Source organism: Actinomadura kijaniata (assembly GCF_014138665.1).
Lineage (GTDB): Bacteria > Actinomycetota > Actinomycetes > Streptosporangiales > Streptosporangiaceae > Spirillospora > Spirillospora kijaniata.
Genome location: NZ_JACJIA010000004.1, coordinates 560,271 through 577,828 on the forward strand (window position 1 = coordinate 560,271; position 17,558 = coordinate 577,828).

The 17,558-nt window shown below is 73.9% G+C and carries 16 protein-coding genes; 9 read left to right on the forward strand and 7 right to left on the reverse strand.

The annotated features are described in order from the left end of the window. Positions 1-106: 106 nt before the first annotated feature. The gene (locus HNR61_RS18600; RefSeq protein WP_182844397.1) at positions 107-1,180 is read left to right on the forward strand and encodes a glycerophosphodiester phosphodiesterase family protein; all 1,074 of its coding nucleotides are present in this window, start codon (positions 107-109) and stop codon (positions 1,178-1,180) included. A 115-nt stretch (positions 1,181-1,295) separates the two neighbouring features. On the opposite strand, the gene HNR61_RS18605 is transcribed toward HNR61_RS18600, so the two are convergent. Genes HNR61_RS18605 through HNR61_RS18615 form a run of 3 tightly spaced genes read right to left on the reverse strand, consistent with a single transcriptional unit; the run spans position 1,296 to position 7,218 of the window. After that, entirely contained in the window at positions 1,296-3,854 is a 2,559-nt protein-coding gene (locus HNR61_RS18605) for a glycosyl hydrolase family 18 protein (protein ID WP_182844398.1), read from the reverse strand. Positions 3,855-3,889: 35 nt separating this feature from the next. Further along, entirely contained in the window at positions 3,890-5,650 is a 1,761-nt protein-coding gene (locus HNR61_RS18610; RefSeq protein WP_182844399.1) for a chitinase, read from the reverse strand. 11 nt (positions 5,651-5,661) lie between these two features. Continuing rightward, entirely contained in the window at positions 5,662-7,218 is a 1,557-nt protein-coding gene (locus HNR61_RS18615; protein WP_220509470.1) for a chitinase, read from the reverse strand. Positions 7,219-7,525: 307 nt separating this feature from the next. On the opposite strand from HNR61_RS18615, the gene HNR61_RS18620 reads away from it, so the two are divergent. The 7 genes from HNR61_RS18620 (at position 7,526) to HNR61_RS18650 (ending at position 13,012) form a co-directional block, all read left to right on the forward strand. Beyond that, the gene (locus HNR61_RS18620) at positions 7,526-8,407 is read left to right on the forward strand and encodes a D-hexose-6-phosphate mutarotase (RefSeq protein WP_182844401.1); all 882 of its coding nucleotides are present in this window, start codon (positions 7,526-7,528) and stop codon (positions 8,405-8,407) included. A gap of 146 nt (positions 8,408-8,553) precedes the next feature. Continuing rightward, the gene (locus tag HNR61_RS18625; protein WP_182844402.1) at positions 8,554-9,060 is read left to right on the forward strand and encodes a hypothetical protein; all 507 of its coding nucleotides are present in this window, start codon (positions 8,554-8,556) and stop codon (positions 9,058-9,060) included. 68 nt (positions 9,061-9,128) lie between these two features. Further along, complete coding sequence (locus HNR61_RS47870) at positions 9,129-9,629, forward strand: hypothetical protein (RefSeq protein WP_182844403.1); 501 nt, start codon at positions 9,129-9,131, stop codon at positions 9,627-9,629. Then, positions 9,626-10,675 carry a peptidoglycan-binding protein gene (locus tag HNR61_RS47875; RefSeq protein WP_312897962.1) on the forward strand — a complete coding sequence of 350 codons (1,050 nt, stop codon included), beginning with the start codon at positions 9,626-9,628 and terminating at the stop codon, positions 10,673-10,675. Before HNR61_RS47870 ends, HNR61_RS47875 begins: the two co-directional genes overlap by 4 nt. Further along, the gene (locus HNR61_RS18640; RefSeq protein WP_182844404.1) at positions 10,672-11,388 is read left to right on the forward strand and encodes an ABC transporter ATP-binding protein; all 717 of its coding nucleotides are present in this window, start codon (positions 10,672-10,674) and stop codon (positions 11,386-11,388) included. The genes HNR61_RS47875 and HNR61_RS18640 overlap by 4 nt, the downstream gene beginning before the upstream one ends. Then, positions 11,385-12,566, forward strand: coding sequence for an ABC transporter permease (locus tag HNR61_RS18645; protein WP_182844405.1), 1,182 nt, complete (start codon positions 11,385-11,387; stop codon positions 12,564-12,566). The genes HNR61_RS18640 and HNR61_RS18645 overlap by 4 nt, the downstream gene beginning before the upstream one ends. Positions 12,567-12,649: 83 nt before the next feature. Continuing rightward, on the forward strand, positions 12,650-13,012 hold the full coding sequence (locus tag HNR61_RS18650; RefSeq protein ID WP_182844406.1) for a hypothetical protein: 363 nt from the start codon (positions 12,650-12,652) through the stop codon (positions 13,010-13,012). 39 nt (positions 13,013-13,051) lie between these two features. Here HNR61_RS18650 and HNR61_RS18655 read toward each other — a convergent pair whose 3' ends face one another. The 3 genes from HNR61_RS18655 to HNR61_RS18665 all read right to left on the reverse strand — a co-directional run bounded on the left by HNR61_RS18655 (position 13,052) and on the right by HNR61_RS18665 (position 15,341). Next, positions 13,052-14,251 carry a ribonuclease D gene (locus HNR61_RS18655; protein ID WP_220509550.1) on the reverse strand — a complete coding sequence of 400 codons (1,200 nt, stop codon included), beginning with the start codon at positions 14,249-14,251 and terminating at the stop codon, positions 13,052-13,054. A gap of 163 nt (positions 14,252-14,414) precedes the next feature. Beyond that, positions 14,415-15,020, reverse strand: coding sequence for a DUF3000 domain-containing protein (locus HNR61_RS18660; protein WP_182844407.1), 606 nt, complete (start codon positions 15,018-15,020; stop codon positions 14,415-14,417). A gap of 108 nt (positions 15,021-15,128) precedes the next feature. Then, positions 15,129-15,341, reverse strand: a complete 213-nt coding sequence (locus HNR61_RS18665; protein WP_067824312.1) for a hypothetical protein — start codon at positions 15,339-15,341, stop codon at positions 15,129-15,131. Between the two features lie 245 nt (positions 15,342-15,586). On the opposite strand from HNR61_RS18665, the gene hemE reads away from it, so the two are divergent. Next, entirely contained in the window at positions 15,587-16,594 is a 1,008-nt protein-coding gene (hemE, locus tag HNR61_RS18670) for a uroporphyrinogen decarboxylase (protein ID WP_220509551.1), read from the forward strand. On the opposite strand, the gene HNR61_RS18675 is transcribed toward hemE, so the two are convergent. Beyond that, positions 16,591-17,463 carry a DUF4349 domain-containing protein gene (locus HNR61_RS18675; RefSeq protein ID WP_182844409.1) on the reverse strand — a complete coding sequence of 291 codons (873 nt, stop codon included), beginning with the start codon at positions 17,461-17,463 and terminating at the stop codon, positions 16,591-16,593. The two genes, hemE and HNR61_RS18675, sit on opposite strands and share 4 nt — an antisense overlap. Between the last annotated feature and the right edge of the window lie 95 nt (positions 17,464-17,558).

Here is a 17,558-nt window from a genome sequence, read left to right on the forward strand (position 1 = left end):
GGCGTCCGGCGGCCGTTCCGGGGACGATCACGTGAGGTTCGCCCGCGGCTCACCTTCCGCCGGGATCGTGGCCCGGGCAACGATCACGGAAGGGCGGGTACCCCTCATGAGCGGATGGCGTCAGGCCGTCGCCGCGGCGCTCGCGGGAACGGCCGTCATGGCGGCGGTCCCGGCGCACGCGGCGGACGGGGAGCACGGGGAGCACGGGGCGCACCGGCGTTCCTTCGATCTCCAGGCGCACCGGGGCGGGCTCGGGCTGGTGGTGGAGAGCACCCTGCCCGCGTTCGCCAACGCGCTGGAGCTCGGCGTCAGCACGCTGGAGCTCGACGTGCAGATCACCGAGGACCGGCAGGCCGTGGTCACCCACGACCGCCGGATCAACCCGCGCAAGTGCCGGGACACCGCCCCGGCCACGCCGGGCGACCCCGAGTTCCCCTATGTCGGCAAGTACATCAACACGCTGACGCTGGCGCAGGTGCGCACCATGGACTGCGGCTCGCAGACGCTGGCCGAGTACCCCGGGCAGAGGGCGGCGCCGGGCGCGCGGATGCCGCTGCTGCGCGAGGTGTTCGGGCTGGTCCACCGGTACCGGGCCCACGGGGTGAAGCTCAACGTCGAGACCAAGGTCGAGGCCGGGGCGCCGCACGAGACCGCGCCGCGCGAGCAGTTCGTCCGCGTCACGGCCGGGGAGGTCCGCCGCGCCCGGCTGCTGCGCCAGGTGACGATCCAGAGCTTCGACTGGGGCGCGCTCATGCTGATGCGCCGGGTGGAGCCGCGCCTGCCCCTGGTCGCCCTCACCAACTACGACTTCCTGCAGACCGGCCAGCCGGGCGCGTCGCCCTGGCTCGGCGGCCTGGACATCGACGACTTCGGCGGCGACCCGCTGAAGGCGGTCCGTGGCTTCGGGGCCGACGCGTTCTCGCCCGTCCACGGCTTCCCGCAGAACGGCAAGGTCACCGACCCCGGCTACCGCCCCTACGTGACGAGGAAGATGGTCGCCGACGCCCACCGCCTGGGGCTGAAGGTCATCCCCTGGACCGTGAACGACGAGCCCACCATGCAGAAGCTCATCGACGACGGCGTGGACGGCCTCATCACCGACCACCCCGACCGCCTGCGCCGGGTCATGGCCGCCAACCACCTGAGGCTGCCCCGCGCCTACAGGCCGCGCCGGGGATAGGACCCGGCGACCTCCGCCCACTCCCCGGCACCGGCGCCGCGCCCGGCCATGGCCGAGGGGGACGGGGCCGGTGCCGGGGAGTGGGCGGGTTGGCACCGGCCCCGCGCGGGGAGGGCTACCGCAGCCCGTCGTCCAGGGCCCTGGTGAGGACTCCGGGGTCGCCCGACATCTCCCAGATCATGGCGCCGAGCAGGCCCTTGCTCCGCAGCCAGGCGGTCTTCTTCCCGATCGACCAGGGATCGTCGAAGCTCCACCACTGGCCGTTGTCGCCGGTGAAGCAGAAGGTGGCGACGGCCTGCTCGTCGTGCGCCACCGTGCAGCCGGGCACGCCGGACAGCAGGTTGGCGTAGCCGCGCGTTCCGGCCTCCTCGGCGAACTGGCCGGGGGCCGCGCCGCGCGCGCTCTGCCATTCGCCGCGCCTGCCGCCGTCGGCCACGTTCTGCCAGCCGCGCCCGTAGTAGGCCAGCCCGATGGTGATCTTGCGGGGGTGGACGCCGGCGTCCAGGTAGGTCTGCACGGCGCTCTCGACGCTGAAGTGGAACGGGTAGGGGTCGTCGGCGTCGGCGTGCAGGTTGCCCTGGTGGCCGGTGCGGTTCGGCTCCCAGGAGTTGTCGCTGCCCGCGCCGTGGAAGTCGTAGCCCTGGACGTTGAAGATGTCCAGGTGCTCGGCGACCCGGGGCAGGTCCCAGCCGGCGGCGATCTTCGCCGGGTCGGCGGGGGTGAACGCGGTGAGCTGGTAGCGCTTGCCGGTCTCCCTGGTCAGCGCGTCGAGCTGGCGGCGGAACTCGGCGATCAGCAGGGTGTTGTTGGCCTTGTCGTTCGGGCCGACGTGGTTGCCCGGGTGGCCCTCGGCGCCGGGCCACTCCCAGTCGAGGTCGATGCCGTCGAAGACCCCGGCGGCCGCGCCCGGCCCGCCCGCGCCGTTGTAGAGCGGCAGGTTGCCCTTGATGTAGACGTCGATGCAGGAGCTGACGAACTTCTTGCGGGCGGCGTCGGTGGCGGCCACGTCGGAGAAGTACTTGGAGTAGGTCCAGCCGCCCAGGGAGATCAGCACCTTCAGGTGGGGGTGCTTGGCCTTGAGCTTCCTGAGCTGGTTGAAGTTGCCGCGCAGCTTCTCCCAGCCGGTGTCGGCCTGCCCGTCCACCGACTGGGCGGCGCTGAACGGCCGCCCGTAGTCGGCCTCGGCGTCCCCGGCCCCGTCGCCCTGGTTCGGGTCCTGCGGGTCGGAGGTCGTTCCCTTGGTGACGCCCTGGAGGCAGGTCAGCTCGGTCGGGTGGATGTTGCCGAACGCGTAGTTGATGTGGGTCAGCCGGGCGGCGTTCCCGGTGGTGTCGAGGTTGCGGACGAAGTACTGGCGGCCGTAGACGCCCCACTGGACGAAGTAGCCGACGCGGGCGTGGCCGGTGACGATGTCGTCGGTGGTCACCCTGACCGCCGGGGAGGCGGCCGAGAGGTTGTCGTACAGGTCGCGGGCCCGGACGGCGAACGAGTAGGCGGTGGAGGGCGACAGCCCCGCGACCGTCGCGGTGGTGCCGGTGACGGTAGCGGCGACCTTGCCGTCCAGCAGGACGTCGTAGTTGGCCACGCCGGTGTTGTCGGTGGAGGCGTTCCAGGCGAGCTTGACGCTGGAGGCGTCCTTGCCGGTGGCGCGCAGGCCGCCGGGGACCGAGGGCGCCTGGGCGTCGTCGGCCGGGTCGTTGGTCCTGACCCTGAGGGGTTCGCTGGCGGGGGAGAGGGTGCCCTTGCGGTCGCGGGCCTTCACCGTGAACGTGTACTCGGTGTTCGGGGACAGGCCGGTGACGGTGGCGCCGGTCTCGGGCACGGTGGTGGCCAGGGTGGAGCCGTTGTAGACCTCGTAGGCGGCGACGGGGAGGCTGCCGGGGGTGGCCGCGGTCCAGGTCAGGGACACCGTTCTGGTCGTCTTCACGGGGGAGCGCAGGTCGGTGGGCGCGCCGGGGGCCCTGTCGGCGGAGCCGTCGCAGTTGGCGTCGTTGACGCGGCAGCTCGTGGGCTCGGCTCCGGAACGGCTGACGGTGAACGTCGGGCTGTAGGGCTCGGTGGTCCTTCCCGCGCCGACGGTGGTGTTGTAGTGGGCGGGCGTGAGGGTGACGGTGCGTCCGCTCTGGGTGAGGGAGCCGTGGTCGGCCTGGGAGGCGGTGACCCCGTCGGGCAGGTCGAACACGATCGACCAGCCGTTGAGCGCGGCGGTGGTCTTGTTGGAGACCACGAACCTGGCGCGTGTGCCGCTGACCGAGTAGGTGGCGGTGACCCCCGCCGAGGCGGGCGGCGGTTCGCCGGTGCCGTCGCAGTTGGCGCCGTTCAGCGTGCATTTAATGGGCTGCACGGCCGAGCTCAGCGAGAACGTCGGGCTGTAGGGCTCGGTGCTGCCGCCCGCGCGGACGGTGTCGATGTAGTGGGCCGGGGTGAGGGTGACCCGCGTCCCGTTCTGGGTGAGGGCGGCGTGCTGGGCGTTGCCCGCGGTCACCCCGGCGGGCAGCTCGAACACGAGCGTCCAGCCGCTGACGGCGGCGGTGCCGGGGTTGCTGACCACGTACTTGCCGGTGGTGCCGGACAGCGAGAACGCGGCGGTGAGCCGGTCGGCGGCCCGGGCGGGAGCGGTGGCGAGGGACGTGACGACGATGAGGCTGAGCAGGACTCCGATCAGTCGGCGCATGCCGAACACCTACTTCGGGGGAGCGAGGCGGAGGGTCAGGGGAGGGCGTTGAGGAACGGCTCGTGGCTGTTCATGAACTCCCAGCCGTAGTAGCGGTCCCAGTTGATGGACCAGGTCATCAGGCCGCGCAGCGCGGGGGAGGGGCCGCCGCGCAGCGTGTAGGAGCCGCACTGCTGGCCCTTGACCAGGCAGTTGAGGGCCTGGTGGACCTGGGCGGGCGGGGTGTGGCCGTTGCCCGCGCTGACGGCGGCGGGCAGGCCGAACGCGATCTGCTCGGGGCGCAGGCCGGGGAAGGTGTGCCCGGTGTTCGCCACCGGGAACCCGGCCTTCACCATGTCGGTCATCGCGATGTGGAAGTCCGCGCCGCCCATCTGGTGGTACTGGCCGTCCAGCCCCATCACCGGACCGGAGTTGTAGTCCTGGACGTGCAGCACCGTCAGGGCGTCGCGCATCGCGTGGATCACCGGCAGGTACGCGCCGGTGCGCGGGTCGCCGCCCCCGGAGCCGCCGTAGAACTGGTGCCCGACCTGGACGAAGAACGTCTCGGGCGCCATCGTCAGCACGAACCTCGCGCCGTATCTGGCCTTGAGCGTCTTCAACGCCGAGATCAGGTTGACGACGACGGGGGTGGTGGGGTTGCGGAAGTCGGTGTCGCCGGGGTCCAGCGACAGCGAGTGGCCCTCGAAGTCCACGTCCAGGCCGTCCAGCCCGTACCGGTCGATGATCGAGGAGACGGACCGGACGAACGCGTCGCGCGCGGCCGCGGTGGTGAGCCGCACCTGCCCGTTCTGGCCGCCGATCGAGATCAGGACCTTCTTGCCCTGGGCCTGCTTGGCGCGGATCGCGGCGGTGAGGTCGGCCTCGCTCTCCACGTTGGGGCACTCGCTCGCCGGGCACGGCGCGAAGCGGATGTCGCCGGAGGTCGGCGAGGTGGGTTCGCCGAACGCCAGGTTGATGATGTCCCAGGCCGGGGGGACGTCGGCCATCCGCACGTAGCCCGAGCCGTTGGCGAAGCTGGCGTGCAGGTAGCCGATGAGGGCGTGCTTGGGCAGGCCGCCGTCGGTGCAGCCGGTGGTGGTGACGGTGAGGGGTTCGGACCTGGGCGACTCGCCCGCGTCGTTGTAGGCGGCGACGGCGTAGGTGTGGGTGCTGCACGCCGCCAGGCCCGGCAACGTGGCGTTGGCGCCGGTGACCGTGGCCTTGACGCCGGAGCCCTCGTACACGCGGTAGCCGGTCACGGTCCCGGTCGCGGCCGTCCAGGTCAACGCGACCGAGTCGTCGGTGACGGTGGTGGCGCGGGGCGTGCCGGGCCTGCCGGGGACGCCCGGCTGGGGGTCGCCGCCGGGGCCGTCCAGCTCGACGTCGTCGGCGTGGTAGGCGCCCGCGCCGTACCAGCCGTGCAGGAACACCTGCGCGGAGGTCTGGTCGGCGGCGGTGGTGAAGGAGAGCGTGAGCTTGGTGTAGGAGGCGGCCGACGGCGTCCAGGTGGAGGAGCCGCCGGTCACGCCCAGGTAGACGTAGTTGCCGCGCACCCACGCCGACAGCGTGTAGGCGGTGCCGGGCTTGACGTTCACCGTCTGCGTGCACTTGGCGTTGTCGCCGGAGGTGACGCCTCCGGCGAGGGCGTGCGATCCGGTGCGCACCGGCGAGGACACCACCGACCCGCCCGAGCAGCTCCACCCGGACAGCGACCCGGTCTCGAACCCGCCGTTGGACAGCACGTTCTCCGCGTGCGCCGGGCCGGTCGCCACCAGCAGCCCGGCGACCAGGACCGCCAGGACCCAGATTCTGCGCATGACCGGCTCCTCTACGGCAGGGTGTCCAGGTGCGGGCGGACGGCGCGGGCGAACCCGCCGCCGTTGGTGACGTCCCAGTTGATGGACCACGTCATCGCCCCGCGGATGTCGGGATAGGTGCGCGCGGGCTTGAAGGAGCCGCACGAGGTGCCCCTGGCCAGGCAGTCCAGCGCGTTGTTGACCAGCGACGGCGCGACCACGCCGCCTCCGGCGGCCCCGGGCCCGGCGGGCAGCCCCAGCGCCACCTGGTCGGGGCGCAGGCCGTTCTCCAGCTGGACGCAGGCCAGCGCGGTCATGAAGTCGACGCCGCCCTGGGAGTACACCTTCTGGTCGCAGCCGAGCATCGCGCCGGAGTTGTAGTACTGCATGTGGACGACGGTGAGGATGTCCTTGATCTTCAGCGCGAGCTGGAAGTAGGACCCGCCGGTGGACTGCATGTCGATCGTCTGCGGCGCCATCGTGATGATGAGGCCGGTCCCGGTCCTGGCGTGGAGCTGGCGCAGGGCCTGTTCCATGTAGGTGGGGTTGAGGCCGTTCTCCAGGTCGATGTCGACGCCGTCGAAGCCGTACTCGTTCATCAGCGCGTGGACGCTGGTGGAGAACGCCGTCGCGGCGACGGCGTCGGCGACCCGGATGGCGCCCTTCTCCCCGCCGACCGACAGGATGACCTTCTTGCCCCTGGCCTTGAGCGCGGCCACGTCGGCCTTGAACTGGGCGTCGGTGTAGCCGCCGAGCGCGGTCGACAGGCCGGGGTCGACGCGGAAGGAGACCTCGCCCGCCCTGGCGGTGGCCTCGCCGAACGACACGGCGACCAGGTCGTACTCGTTCGGCACCTCCGACAACCGCAGCTCGCGGGCGGCGTTCTCGAAGTTGTGCCAGTAGCCGGTGAGGAAGTGCCTGGGCAGCGGCCCGGTCGCGCAGCCGGAGGTGGTGCCGGTGACGGCCGTGCTGGCGGGGGACTCGCCGTCGGCGTCGTAGGCCCGGACGGTGTAGGTGTGGGTCGAGCACTTCGCGAGCCCGGACAGGGTGGCGGTGGTGCCGCCGACGGTGGCCCGGACCGTGGAGCCCTCGTAGACGCGGTACCCGCTGGGGGAGCCGCTGCCCGCCGTCCACGACAGCGTCAGCGACGCGTCCGTCCGCGCGGTGACCGCAGGAGCGCCGGGCGCGCCGAGCCCTCCGGGCGCACCCGTGCAGGGGGCGCCGTTGAAGGTGCAGTCCTGCGGGCTGCCCGGCCCGTTCCCCAGGAACCCGAACGTGACCGAGCCGCCGGGCGGGATCGTGCCGTTGTAGCCCTGGTTGCGGAAGGTGTACCTGGGCGGGGCGGAGGTGAGCTGGGCGTCCCAGGAGGAGCCCAGGGTGGTCCCGGCCGGGAGGGTGAACTCGATCCGCCAGCCGTTGATCGCGGTGGCGGAGCCGTTGGTGAGGGTGAACCGGCCCTCCCAGCCCGAACCCCAGTCGGCGGGCTTGGTGAACGTCGCGGTCGGCGCGGCGTCGGCGCGGGCGCCGGCCGGTGCGAGGAGGGCGGACAGCAGGACGGCGAGAAGGGCGAGGGCGAGATGGCGGCGCAAACCCACTCCAGTGGTGCATAGGGAAAACCGGTGGTGGTGCTCCCCCGAACCCCGAGTCAGTCGCGAGCGGAAACTATTAGTAAGGTTTCCTATAAATTGAGAACACGGTAAACCGGCGTTCCGGCCCCCGGCAACCCCCCGCCGGCCCGCCCCGAGAGGACCAGCCCAGCTCGCGCGCCGAACCACTGCCGAACCCCGCGAATTTCGGCACTGATCACCATGAGAACGGCACCGGAGTTGGCAGTTCTGCACCACGCCGCGCCACCCTCGCTCGACGCGGACCCGCCCGACTGCGGAGAATCATCGGATGACCGAAAACACCGTGGACGCCTTCTCCCTGCCGGTCCTTGAGCGGCGGTCCCCCTCCCTCACCCTGCGCCGCCTCGCGGACCTGCCGGTGGTCGTGGTCGAGCACCCCGAGGCGAGGGCCGCCCTCACCCTGCAGGGGGCCCAGCTCATCGCGTGGCAGCCGGCGGGCGAGCGGCCCGTGCTGTGGCTGAGCGGCGCCTCCGCGTTCCGCGAGGGGAAGGCCGTGCGCGGCGGCGTCCCGATCTGCTGGCCGTGGTTCGGCCCGGTGAGCAGCCCGTCCCACGGCTTCGCCCGGATCAGCGCGTGGACGCTCGACGCCCACGAGGAGACCGCCGGGGCCGTCCACCTGACCCTCACCCTGCGGAGCGACGCGCGCACCCGCGAGCTGTGGCCGCACGACTTCACCCTGACGGCCCGCTTCACCCTGGGACGGAAGTGCGAGATCACCCTGACGGCCGAGGGCGACCACACCAGCACCGGCGCCCTGCACTCCTACTTCCGCGTCGGGGCCGCCGACCAGGTGAGCGTCTCCGGCCTGGGCGACCACTACATCGACAAGGTGCGGGACGGCGCGGAGGGCGTCCAGCGGGGGGACCTGACGTTCCCGGGCCACGTCGACCGCATCTACACCCGCCCGCAGGACGCCGCCCTCGTCCGCGACCCGACCCTCGGCCGGACCATCGAGGTGCGCCACCACGACGCCAGCGACGCCGTCGCCTGGAACCCGGGCGCGAAGCTGTCCACCGAGATGGCCGACGTGCCCGACGACGGCTACACCGAGTTCGTCTGCGTGGAAACCGCCAGGATCACCCGCCCCCTGACCACCACCGAGAACACCCCGACCGCCTTCGGCGTCGCCCTGAGCCTCGAACACCCCTAGACCGCGGGGGAGGGTCCTACGAAAGCAGTACGAGGGTCCGGTCCCGGCGGCCGATACGGGCGGCACCGGTGGCGGTGCAGAATCACGATGATCAAGCCACCGCACCGGGAGCCGTCGCCATCCTCTCCGTCATCCTCGCCTGTGATGTGCTGTTCTGGGTCCTCCTCGCCGGCGGCCTGGCCGCGCGCTACGCCGCCGGCCGGCGGACGCTGGGGGCCGTGCTGCTGGCGTGCGTGCCGCTCACCGACCTCGTCCTGCTGGGGGCCACCGTCCTGAGCGTCAGGGACGGCGCCGAGCCGACCGTCTGGCATGGCCTGTCGGCGGCCTACCTCGGCCTCACCGTGGTCTACGGCCACCGCACCGTCCGCTGGGCCGACGCCGGATTCGCCCGCCGCTTCGGAGCGGCCGTACCACCGCCGCGCCCCGCCCCGCACGGCCGCGCGGCCGTGGTGGACGCCTGGACCTCCTGGCTCCGGTTCCTGCTGGCCTACGCCGTGAGCGCCGGCATGATCTTCGGCCTGGTGGCGCTGGTCGGCGGCCCCGACCGGGGCGCCCCGCTGCTGGTCTGGCTCAACCCGCTCACCAAGATCCTCATCTACAGCCTGATCTGGCCCCTGGCGACCACCCTCCGGCCCGGCAGGGCCACGGGCTAACCGAGGTTTAACCCCTCCGGGGATCTCATGGCTCTCGCCGGGGCGCCCGTCCCGGCGGAGAGGAACGCATGAGAGCCCGGATGTGGATCGTGGGGGTCGTGGCGTTGGCCTCGGTCGCCGCCTGTGGTGGGAAGAAGGACGGCGACGGGGTCGCCAGTGCCGGGGGGCCGGGCAAGGGGGCCTCGGCGTCGCCGTCGCTCAAGCCGGAGGACGCGCGGCTGAAGTTCGCGCAGTGCATGCGCCAGAACGGTGTCGACATGCCCGACCCCGGCGGCGAGCGGGGCGTGCAGATCAAGAGCCGGAAGGGGGAGGAGGGGAAGGTCGAGGCGGCCATGGAGAAGTGCCAGCCGATCCTCAAGGCCGGCGGGGAGATGCCGGACGTCGACGACCCCAAGATCCACGACCAGATGGTCAGGTTCGCGCAGTGCATGCGCCAGAACGGTGTCGACATGCCCGACCCCAAGCCGGGCGAGGGGATGCGGCTGCGGATGAAGAGCGGCGGCAACCCCGAGACCGTCCAGAAGGCGCAGCAGGCGTGCCAGCACCTGGCCCCCGGACGGAAGCGGTGAGGCGCGCGGTGGTCGTGGGGGCGGCCGTGGTCGTCGTCGCCGGGGGCGGGGCCGCGTTCGCTTTCGCGGGAGACGGGGAGGAACCGCAGGCCAAGGCGCCCGTGCGGACCGGGACCGCGACCGTGGAACGCCAGGACATCGTCGACACCGAGAGCGTGGACGGCACCCTGACCTACTCCGGGGAACGCGAGGTGCGCACCGGGGCGTCGGGGACCGTGACCGCCGCGCCGGACGAGGGGGACGCCATCGCCCGCGGAAGGACCCTGCTGAAGGTCGACGGCAGGCCCGTCACGCTGATGTACGGCTCCACCCCCATGTACCGGACCCTCCAGGAGGGGGTGGAGGGCGCCGACGTGCGGCAGCTGGAGAAGAACCTCGCCGCGCTCGGGTACGGCGGCGACCTGACGGTGGACGGCGAGTTCACCGCCGTCACCGCCGACGCCGTCCGGGAGTGGCAGGACGACCGGGGCCTGGCGGAGACCGGCGCCGTCACGCCCGCGCAGGTCGTGTTCCTGCCGGGCGCCGTGCGGGTCAAGACCGTCAAGGCGCCCGAGGGCGCCCGCACGGGGGCCGGGCAGCCCGTCCTGACCGTCAGCGGAACGCGGCGGCAGGTGCACGTCGACCTCGACGCCGGCAAGCAGCAGCTCGCCCGCAGGGGCGCGCCGGTCACCGTGGAGCTGCCCGGCGGCCGGACCGTCAAGGGACGGATCAGTGAGATCGGGACGGTCGCCGAGAAGAGCGGCGACCAGCAGGACCAGTCCACCACGATCGACGTCGAGATCACCCTCGACCGGAACGCGCGGACCGGGAACCTCGACCAGGCCCCGGTGAGCGTGACCATGGAGAGCGAACGCCGCCGGAACGTGCTGTCGGTGCCGCTGGAGGCGCTGCTCGCGCTGCGCGAGGGCGGCTTCGGCGTCGAGGTCGTCGAGGGCGCGGCCAAGCGGATCGCGCCCGTCACCACCGGCGTGTTCGGCGGCGGGCGGGTGGAGGTCGGCGGGGGCGGCCTCCGCGAGGGCATGAAGGTCGGGGTGCCCGCGGAATGAAGGACGGCATCGTCGAACTGGCCGGGGTGACCCGCAGCTACGGGGGCGTCGAGGCGTTGCGCGGGGTCGACCTGGCGGTGCGCGCCGGGGAGATGGTCGCGATCGTGGGGCCGTCGGGATCGGGCAAGTCCACGCTGCTGCACATCGTGGGCACCCTGGACCGGCCCACCTCGGGCGTCGTGCGGATCGCCGGGCACACCGTGGCCGACGGGACCGGCGGGGCGCTCGGCGACCGGGCGCTGTCGGCGCTGCGGGCCCGGCACATCGGGTTCGTGTTCCAGCAGTTCCACCTGGCCGCCGGGGTCAGCGCCCTGGACAACGTCGCCGACGGGCTGCTGTACGCGGGCGTTCCGCCGCGGGAGCGCCGGGAACGCGCGGCGGCGGCGCTGGAGCGGGTCGGCCTCGGCCACCGCAAGGAGCACCGGCCCCACCAGATGTCCGGCGGCGAGCAGCAGCGCGTCGCCGTCGCGCGGGCCGTGGTCGGGGGACCCGACCTCCTGCTGGCCGACGAGCCCACCGGCAACCTCGACAGCGCGTCGGGGGCCGAGGTGCTCGGGCTGCTGGACGACCTGCACGCGGCCGGCACCACCGTCGCGATCATCACCCATGACGGCGAGGTCGCCGCGCACGCGCCGCGCCGCGTCCGGGTGCGCGACGGACTGATCGTCGCCGACGAGCGGACCGGCGACCGGACGGAGGTGGGGGCGCGATGAACCCCGCACGGATGACCTGGCGCGACGTGCTGCGGGTCGGGCTGGCGGGACTGCGGGCGCGCCCCACCCGGGCGCTGCTGTCGGCGCTGGGGATCGCGATCGGCATCGCCACCATGGTCGCGGTCATCGGGATCTCCTCCTCCAGCGAGGCCGACCTGCTGCGGCGGCTGGACCGGCTCGGCACCAACCTGCTGACCGTCAAGCCGGGCGACACCCTGTTCGGGGAGGACGCCGAGCTGCCCGAGAAGGCCCCGGCCATGGTCGCCCGGATCGGGCCGGTCACGGCGGTCGGCGCGACCGGGAGCGTCGAGGCGACCGTCCGGCGCACCGACCGCATCCCCGCGTCGGTCACCGGCGGGATCGCCGTCCAGGCCGCGACCGAGGACCTGCCCCGCACGCTGGGCGTCGGCATGCGCAACGGCACCTGGCTGAACGCCGCCAACTCCCGCCACCCCGGCGTCGTGCTGGGCGCGGAGGCCGCCCGGCGGCTCGGCGTGGAACGCCCCGGGACCCAGGTGTGGCTCGGCGGGCGCTGGTTCACCGTCCTCGGCGTCCTCGGCACCGCCGAGCTCGCCCCCGAGATCGACCGGTCCGCGCTGGTCGGCTGGGAGGCCGCCAAGAGGTACCTGGGGTTCGAGGGCCATCCCACGACCATCTACGAACGGTCCGCCGACGACGCCGTCGAGGACGTGCGCGCGGTGCTGGCCGCCACCGTCAACCCCGAGAACCCCCAGGAGGTCGAGGTGTCCCGGCCCTCGGACGCGCTGGCGGCCAAGGCCGCGGCGGCGGGCGCGTTCACCGGCCTGCTGCTCGGGCTGGGCGCGGTCGCGCTGCTGGTCGGCGGCGTCGGCGTCGCCAACACCATGGTCGTGTCGGTGCTGGAACGCCGCCGGGAGATCGGGCTGCGCCGGGCCCTGGGCGCGACGCGGGGCCAGGTCCGCACGCAGTTCCTGGCCGAGTCGCTGCTGCTGTCGGGGCTCGGCGGCGCCGCCGGGGTGCTGCTCGGCGCGGCGGTGACCGTCGCGTTCGCGGTGTACCGGGGGTGGCCGCCGGTCGTGCCGCCGTGGGCCCCCGGCGGGGCGCTCGCCGCGACCGTCGCGATCGGCGTGGTGGCGGGGCTGTACCCGGCGGTGCGGGCGGCGCGGCTGGCGCCGACCGTGGCGCTGGCGGCGGTCTGACGGACTGGTCACGGTCTGACCGGTCGGGGCATGATTGGTTCGGTCGAAGCCGACCGAATCCTCCGGGGGAGGTGCCCCACACCATGCCGGTGCCACGTCCGGTGCGCGACCGGGTCCGCGAGTTCCTAGGGCTAGAGGACGAGATCCGTTACCTCTTCCCCGCGACCACCTACGGCGGCGGTTCGGGTTTCCTGTTCGTCGTCACCGACGACCAGATCACGGTGCTGTCCACCGGCTCGCTGAGCCGCAGCCGTCCCAAGACGGTCTGGGGCAGCTACCGGCGCGGGACCCGGCTGGGTCCGGTGGAGACCGGCGGCGGCGCGTCGTTCGAGTTCGCCGGGGCGTGCTTCGAGATCGACGACGAGTACGTCGCGGTGGTCAACGCCGCCGACGCCGAGGTCTTCGACCGCGACAGCCTGCCGCGCGACCCCCTGCCGGACCTGTAGGGCCCCACCGGCCCGGCGGGGGTCGCGGGCGGACCGTCCTCAGCCCAGGTCCTTGCTCTCCAGCCGCAGGAACGCCTTGGCGATCGGCGTCGCCACCAGCGCCACCTGCCAGGGCCGCGCGCCCATCTCCCGCAGGGCCGCGCCGACCGCCGCCGCCGACACCTCCGGCGGCGGCGACCAGGCCAGCCGCCGCACCGAGTCGGGCTGCATCAGGTTCTCGGTCGGCAGCGAGTGCTCGTCGGCCAGCGCCGCCACGACCGCGCGGGCGGCCTTGAGGCGTTCGGCGGCGGCGGGGTCGCGCTCGGCCCAGCGGTGCGCGGGCGGCGGGCCGTCGCCGGGCAGGTTCGCCTCCGGCAGCGCCCGGTCGGGCAGCGCGCGGGCCCGCGCGACGGCCTTCAGCCAGGCGGTCTGGTGCCGCCGCGCGCCCCGGTTGCGCATGGCGGGGATCTCGGTCAGGTCGGCCGGGGACCGGGGCTGCCGGACCGCCAGCTCCACGATCGCGGCGTCCTGGAGGACCCGGCCGGGGGACAGGTCGCGTTCCCGGGCGATGCGGTCGCGGGTCAGCCAGAGCTCCCGGACGACCGCCAGGCCGCGCCGGTTGCGGACGCGGTGGATGCCGGAGGTGCGCCGCCAGGGGTCGGCGCGCGGCGGCTTGGGCGGCGTCGCCAGGATCGCCGCGAACTCCTCCAGCGCCCAGTCCAGCTTGCCGGTCTCCACCAGCTTCTCGTGGAGCACGTCGCGCAGCTCCACCAGCAGCTCGACGTCCAGCGCCGCGTACTTCAGCCAGTCCTCCGGCAGCGGCCGGGTCGACCAGTCGGCCGCCGAGTGGCCCTTCTCCAGGGCGAACCCGAGGATGTTCTCGACCATCGAGCCGAGCCCCACCCGCGGGTAGCCCAGCAGCCGCCCCGCCAGCTCGGTGTCGAACAGCCGGCGTGGAACGATCCCGACCTCGGCCAGGCAGGGCAGGTCCTGGTTGGCGGCGTGCAGCACCATCTCGGTGTCGGCCAGCGCCGCGCCCAGCCCCGCCAGGTCCGGCACCGCCACCGGGTCGATCAACGCGGTGCCCGCGCCCGCCCGGCGAAGCTGGATCAGGTAGGCGCGCTGCCCGTACCGGTAGCCCGAGGCGCGCTCGGCGTCCACGGCGACCGGGCCGGTGCCCGCGGCGAACGCGGCGACCACCCGGTCCAGCTCCGCGGGCGTCGTCACGACCGGAGGCACGCCCTCCCTCGGTTCCAGCAACGGCTTCGCGGCGGACGCCGCCTCCTGCTGCGGGACCTCCTGCCCCGGGGCCCCCTGTGGCGGGGCCTCCTGCGGCGGGTCCGCCGTGTCGGACACTTCCACGTTCTGCGCGCTCTCCCCTGCCGCCTTCGCTGTGCTACCCACGCTCCCTACCGTACGTCGCTCAGCGGCCGGTGCCGCCGGGGCGGTCCGGCAGCACGCTGACGCCGACCGGCGGGAGCCCCGCCGTGCTGGCCATGACCTCGCACCACGCGGCCACGTGCCCGGCGATCGTGGCGGCCGGGTCGTCGGCGGCGGGGGACCAGGAGGCGCGCAGCTCCAGCTCGGTGGAGGGCGGCTCGCCGGCCTTGTCGCCGAACGACTCCGACACCGCGCGGGTGATCGTCCCGGACTCGCCGGTGTACCCGGCGGGCTCCAGCGCCTCCAGCAGCCAGGACCAGGCCACCGAGCCGATCAGCTCGTCGGCGGCGATCTCGGGGTCCAGGTCGGCGCGGATGTAGGCGACGATCCGGAAACCGCCGGTCCAGCCGGACCGGCCCTCGGGGTCGTAGAGCACGATCAGCCGCCCGGAGGCGACCTCGGTCTCCTCGGTGCCGTCGCCGCCCGGCCCGGTCCCCTCGCGGTAGACGGTGGCCGACAGCGCGGCGGCGTAGGGCGCCAGCCGCTGCGGCGCGGGCATGTCCTCCAGCTCCAGCTCCGGGCGCAGCGGAGGGCCGTCGAGGATGGCGCGCAGCGTGTCGCGGGCGCGCGCGAACGGCTCGGGGATCATCGGCGGCCCGGCCGGAGGGCGCGGGGCGCGGGGCGGGCGGGTCGCGAGGACGGGGGGAGGGGGCGGGGATGCAGGCACAGCACAGGGTTTCGTCTCAGATCCGGCCGGTCAGGCGAGGGGCCGCCGGGCGGCGGTCCGGCCGGACGCGGGGGTGGTGGGCAGGGACGGGCGAGGGGAGGAGGCGGCGCGCACCGGTCCCTGGTCGACCAGGACGGCGGCGCCGCAGTCGGTGCAGATCCACTCCGGGCAGTCGGCGCCGTGCCCGTCGGGGCAGGGCGGCCGCTCGAAGACGCGTTCGTCGCCGCAGGCGGAGCAGTACACGGAACCTCCCTCGGCTATGACACGGATCACGTTGGCACGCGGCGGTGACAGAATGTGGGACTTGGCTCGGCGTGTCCGGAACTCGGGAACTCTCGGAAACGTTGGGCGGCCCCGTTCCGCCGCCGCTCCGGCCGGGCCGGTGCGCCCCACGGGGGTGACCGTGGGACCATCGTGGGGTGGCTGTTGACGCTGAGGGGCCGACCGTGGGCCGAGACGAATCCGCCGGACTCGCCGGGAGTCCGTTCCTGCGCGCGTGCCGGCGGCGGCCGGTGCCGCACACCCCGGTGTGGTTCATGCGGCAGGCGGGCCGGTCGCTGCCGGAGTACCTGCGGGTCCGCGAGGGCGTGGCGATGCTGGAGTCCTGCACCCGGCCCGACATGATCGTCGAGATCACGATGCAGCCGGTGCGGCGGTACGCGGTCGACGCGGCGATCTTCTTCAGCGACATCATGGTGCCGCTCAAGGCGATCGGGATCGACCTGGACATCAAGCCCGGCGTCGGCCCGGTGATCGCCGACCCGATCCGCGACGCCGCCGGGCTGGCGACGCTGCGCCCGCTGGAGCCGGACGACGTGCCCTACGTCACCGAGGCGGTCGGCGGGCTGGTGGGCGAGCTCGGGTCCACCCCGCTGATCGGGTTCGCGGGCGCGCCGTTCACCCTGGCCTCCTACCTGATCGAGGGCGGCCCCTCCAAGAACCACGACCACACCAAGGCCCTCATGTACGGGGAGCCGGAGCTGTGGCACGCGCTGATGGAGCGGCTGGCCGACATCACGATCGCGTTCCTGAAGGTGCAGGTCGCCGCCGGGGCGAGCGCGGTCCAGCTGTTCGACTCCTGGGTGGGCGCGGTCGCCCCGCAGGACTACCGCGAGTCGGTGCTGCCGCACACCAGCCGCATCTTCGACGAGGTCGCCGACCTGGGCGTGCCGCGGATCCACTTCGGCGTCGGCACCGGCGAGCTGCTGGGCCTGATGGGCGAGGCGGGCGCGGACGTGGTCGGCGTGGACTGGCGGGTGCCGCTGGACGAGGCCGTGCGGCGCGTCCCGCCGGGCAAGGCCCTGCAGGGCAACCTGGACCCGGCGGTGCTGTTCGCGCCGTGGGAGGTCGTGGAGCGCCGCGCCCGCGACGTGCTGGACCGGGGCCGCACCGCCGAGGGCCACGTGTTCAACCTCGGCCACGGCGTGCTGCCCTCCACCGACCCCGACATGCTGGCCCGCCTCGCCGACTTCGTCCACGAGGCGAGCGCCCGCTAACCGTCCCGCCCGGGTTCGGCCGGCCGCCGGGCCCGCGTCCGCCGCCACAGGATCCGCGCCGGGACGCCGACGGCCGCGACCGGCAGCAGGAACGGCAGCAGCACGCCCAGCACGGTCGCCGCGCCCGACACGAACGCGGTGAACGCGCTCCAGCCGGTCGTCAGCCCGCCGACGAAGCCCCTGCGGTCGGGCTCGGCGACCGGCGTGCTGGGCGGCGCGCCGATCTCGACGGTCACGGTGGCGTGGCCGGTGCCCTGCCGCAGCGCCTTCTGCCGGGCCTGGAGCGCCTCCAGGTCGGCCTGGCGTTCGGCGATCTCCTTCTCGACCCTGATCACCTCGTCGATCGAGCCGGCCCGGCCGAGCAGCCTGCGGAACGAGTCGAGCGTGGAGCGCGCCGACCGCACCCGGCTGTCGACGTCGGCGACCTCGCCGGTGACGTCCTCGGACTGCCGGCTCAGCGACAGCCGGGTGCCGAGCTGCGCGGCGAGCTGGTCGAGGGTCGCCGGGTACCGGTCGGCGGGGATCTTGAGGGTGAGGGTCGCCGACGCCGGGCGGGTGGAGGTCCGCTCGTCGGCCACGTAGCCGCCCGCCGCCGCGGTGAGCTGCTTGGCCCGGGTGGAGGCGGCGTCCACGTCGGGGGCGCGGACCCGGAGCTGGGCCCGGTGGATGATCGAACGCGCCGGCGCGGCGGCCGGCCGCCCGGTCGCGGCCCCGCCGTCCGCCCGCGGGGCCTCGGGGCGGGCCCGGGCCCCGGAGGAGGCCGACTCCCCGCCGCCGCTGCACGCGGCCAGCAGGGCCGCCAGCAGCAGGGCCAGCAGTAGGGCCGGCAGCGGGGCCGGGATGGTCGTGGTCTTCGTCGCGGTCCGCATGGCGGTTCGACGGTGTGGCGCAGGTCACCGTTCCTGGGCGCCGGTCGCGATCCGGGCACGGTAGGGGCGCGGGCGGGTCACGACGACCCGTTTAC

Excerpts from the sequence above, each read along its gene's own strand:
- HNR61_RS18600 (WP_182844397.1), top strand. The coding sequence starts at position 107 with ATGAGCGGATGGCGTCAGGCCGTCGCCGCGGCGCTCGCGGGAACGGCC.
- HNR61_RS18605 (WP_182844398.1), bottom strand. The coding sequence starts at position 3,854 with ATGCGCCGACTGATCGGAGTCCTGCTCAGCCTCATCGTCGTCACGTCC.
- HNR61_RS18610 (WP_182844399.1), bottom strand. The coding sequence starts at position 5,650 with ATGCGCAGAATCTGGGTCCTGGCGGTCCTGGTCGCCGGGCTGCTGGTG.
- HNR61_RS18620 (WP_182844401.1), top strand. The coding sequence starts at position 7,526 with ATGACCGAAAACACCGTGGACGCCTTCTCCCTGCCGGTCCTTGAGCGG.
- HNR61_RS47870 (WP_182844403.1), top strand. The coding sequence starts at position 9,129 with ATGAGAGCCCGGATGTGGATCGTGGGGGTCGTGGCGTTGGCCTCGGTC.
- HNR61_RS18640 (WP_182844404.1), top strand. The coding sequence starts at position 10,672 with ATGAAGGACGGCATCGTCGAACTGGCCGGGGTGACCCGCAGCTACGGG.
- HNR61_RS18645 (WP_182844405.1), top strand. The coding sequence starts at position 11,385 with ATGAACCCCGCACGGATGACCTGGCGCGACGTGCTGCGGGTCGGGCTG.
- HNR61_RS18650 (WP_182844406.1), top strand. The coding sequence starts at position 12,650 with ATGCCGGTGCCACGTCCGGTGCGCGACCGGGTCCGCGAGTTCCTAGGG.
- HNR61_RS18660 (WP_182844407.1), bottom strand. The coding sequence starts at position 15,020 with ATGATCCCCGAGCCGTTCGCGCGCGCCCGCGACACGCTGCGCGCCATC.
- HNR61_RS18675 (WP_182844409.1), bottom strand. The coding sequence starts at position 17,463 with ATGCGGACCGCGACGAAGACCACGACCATCCCGGCCCCGCTGCCGGCC.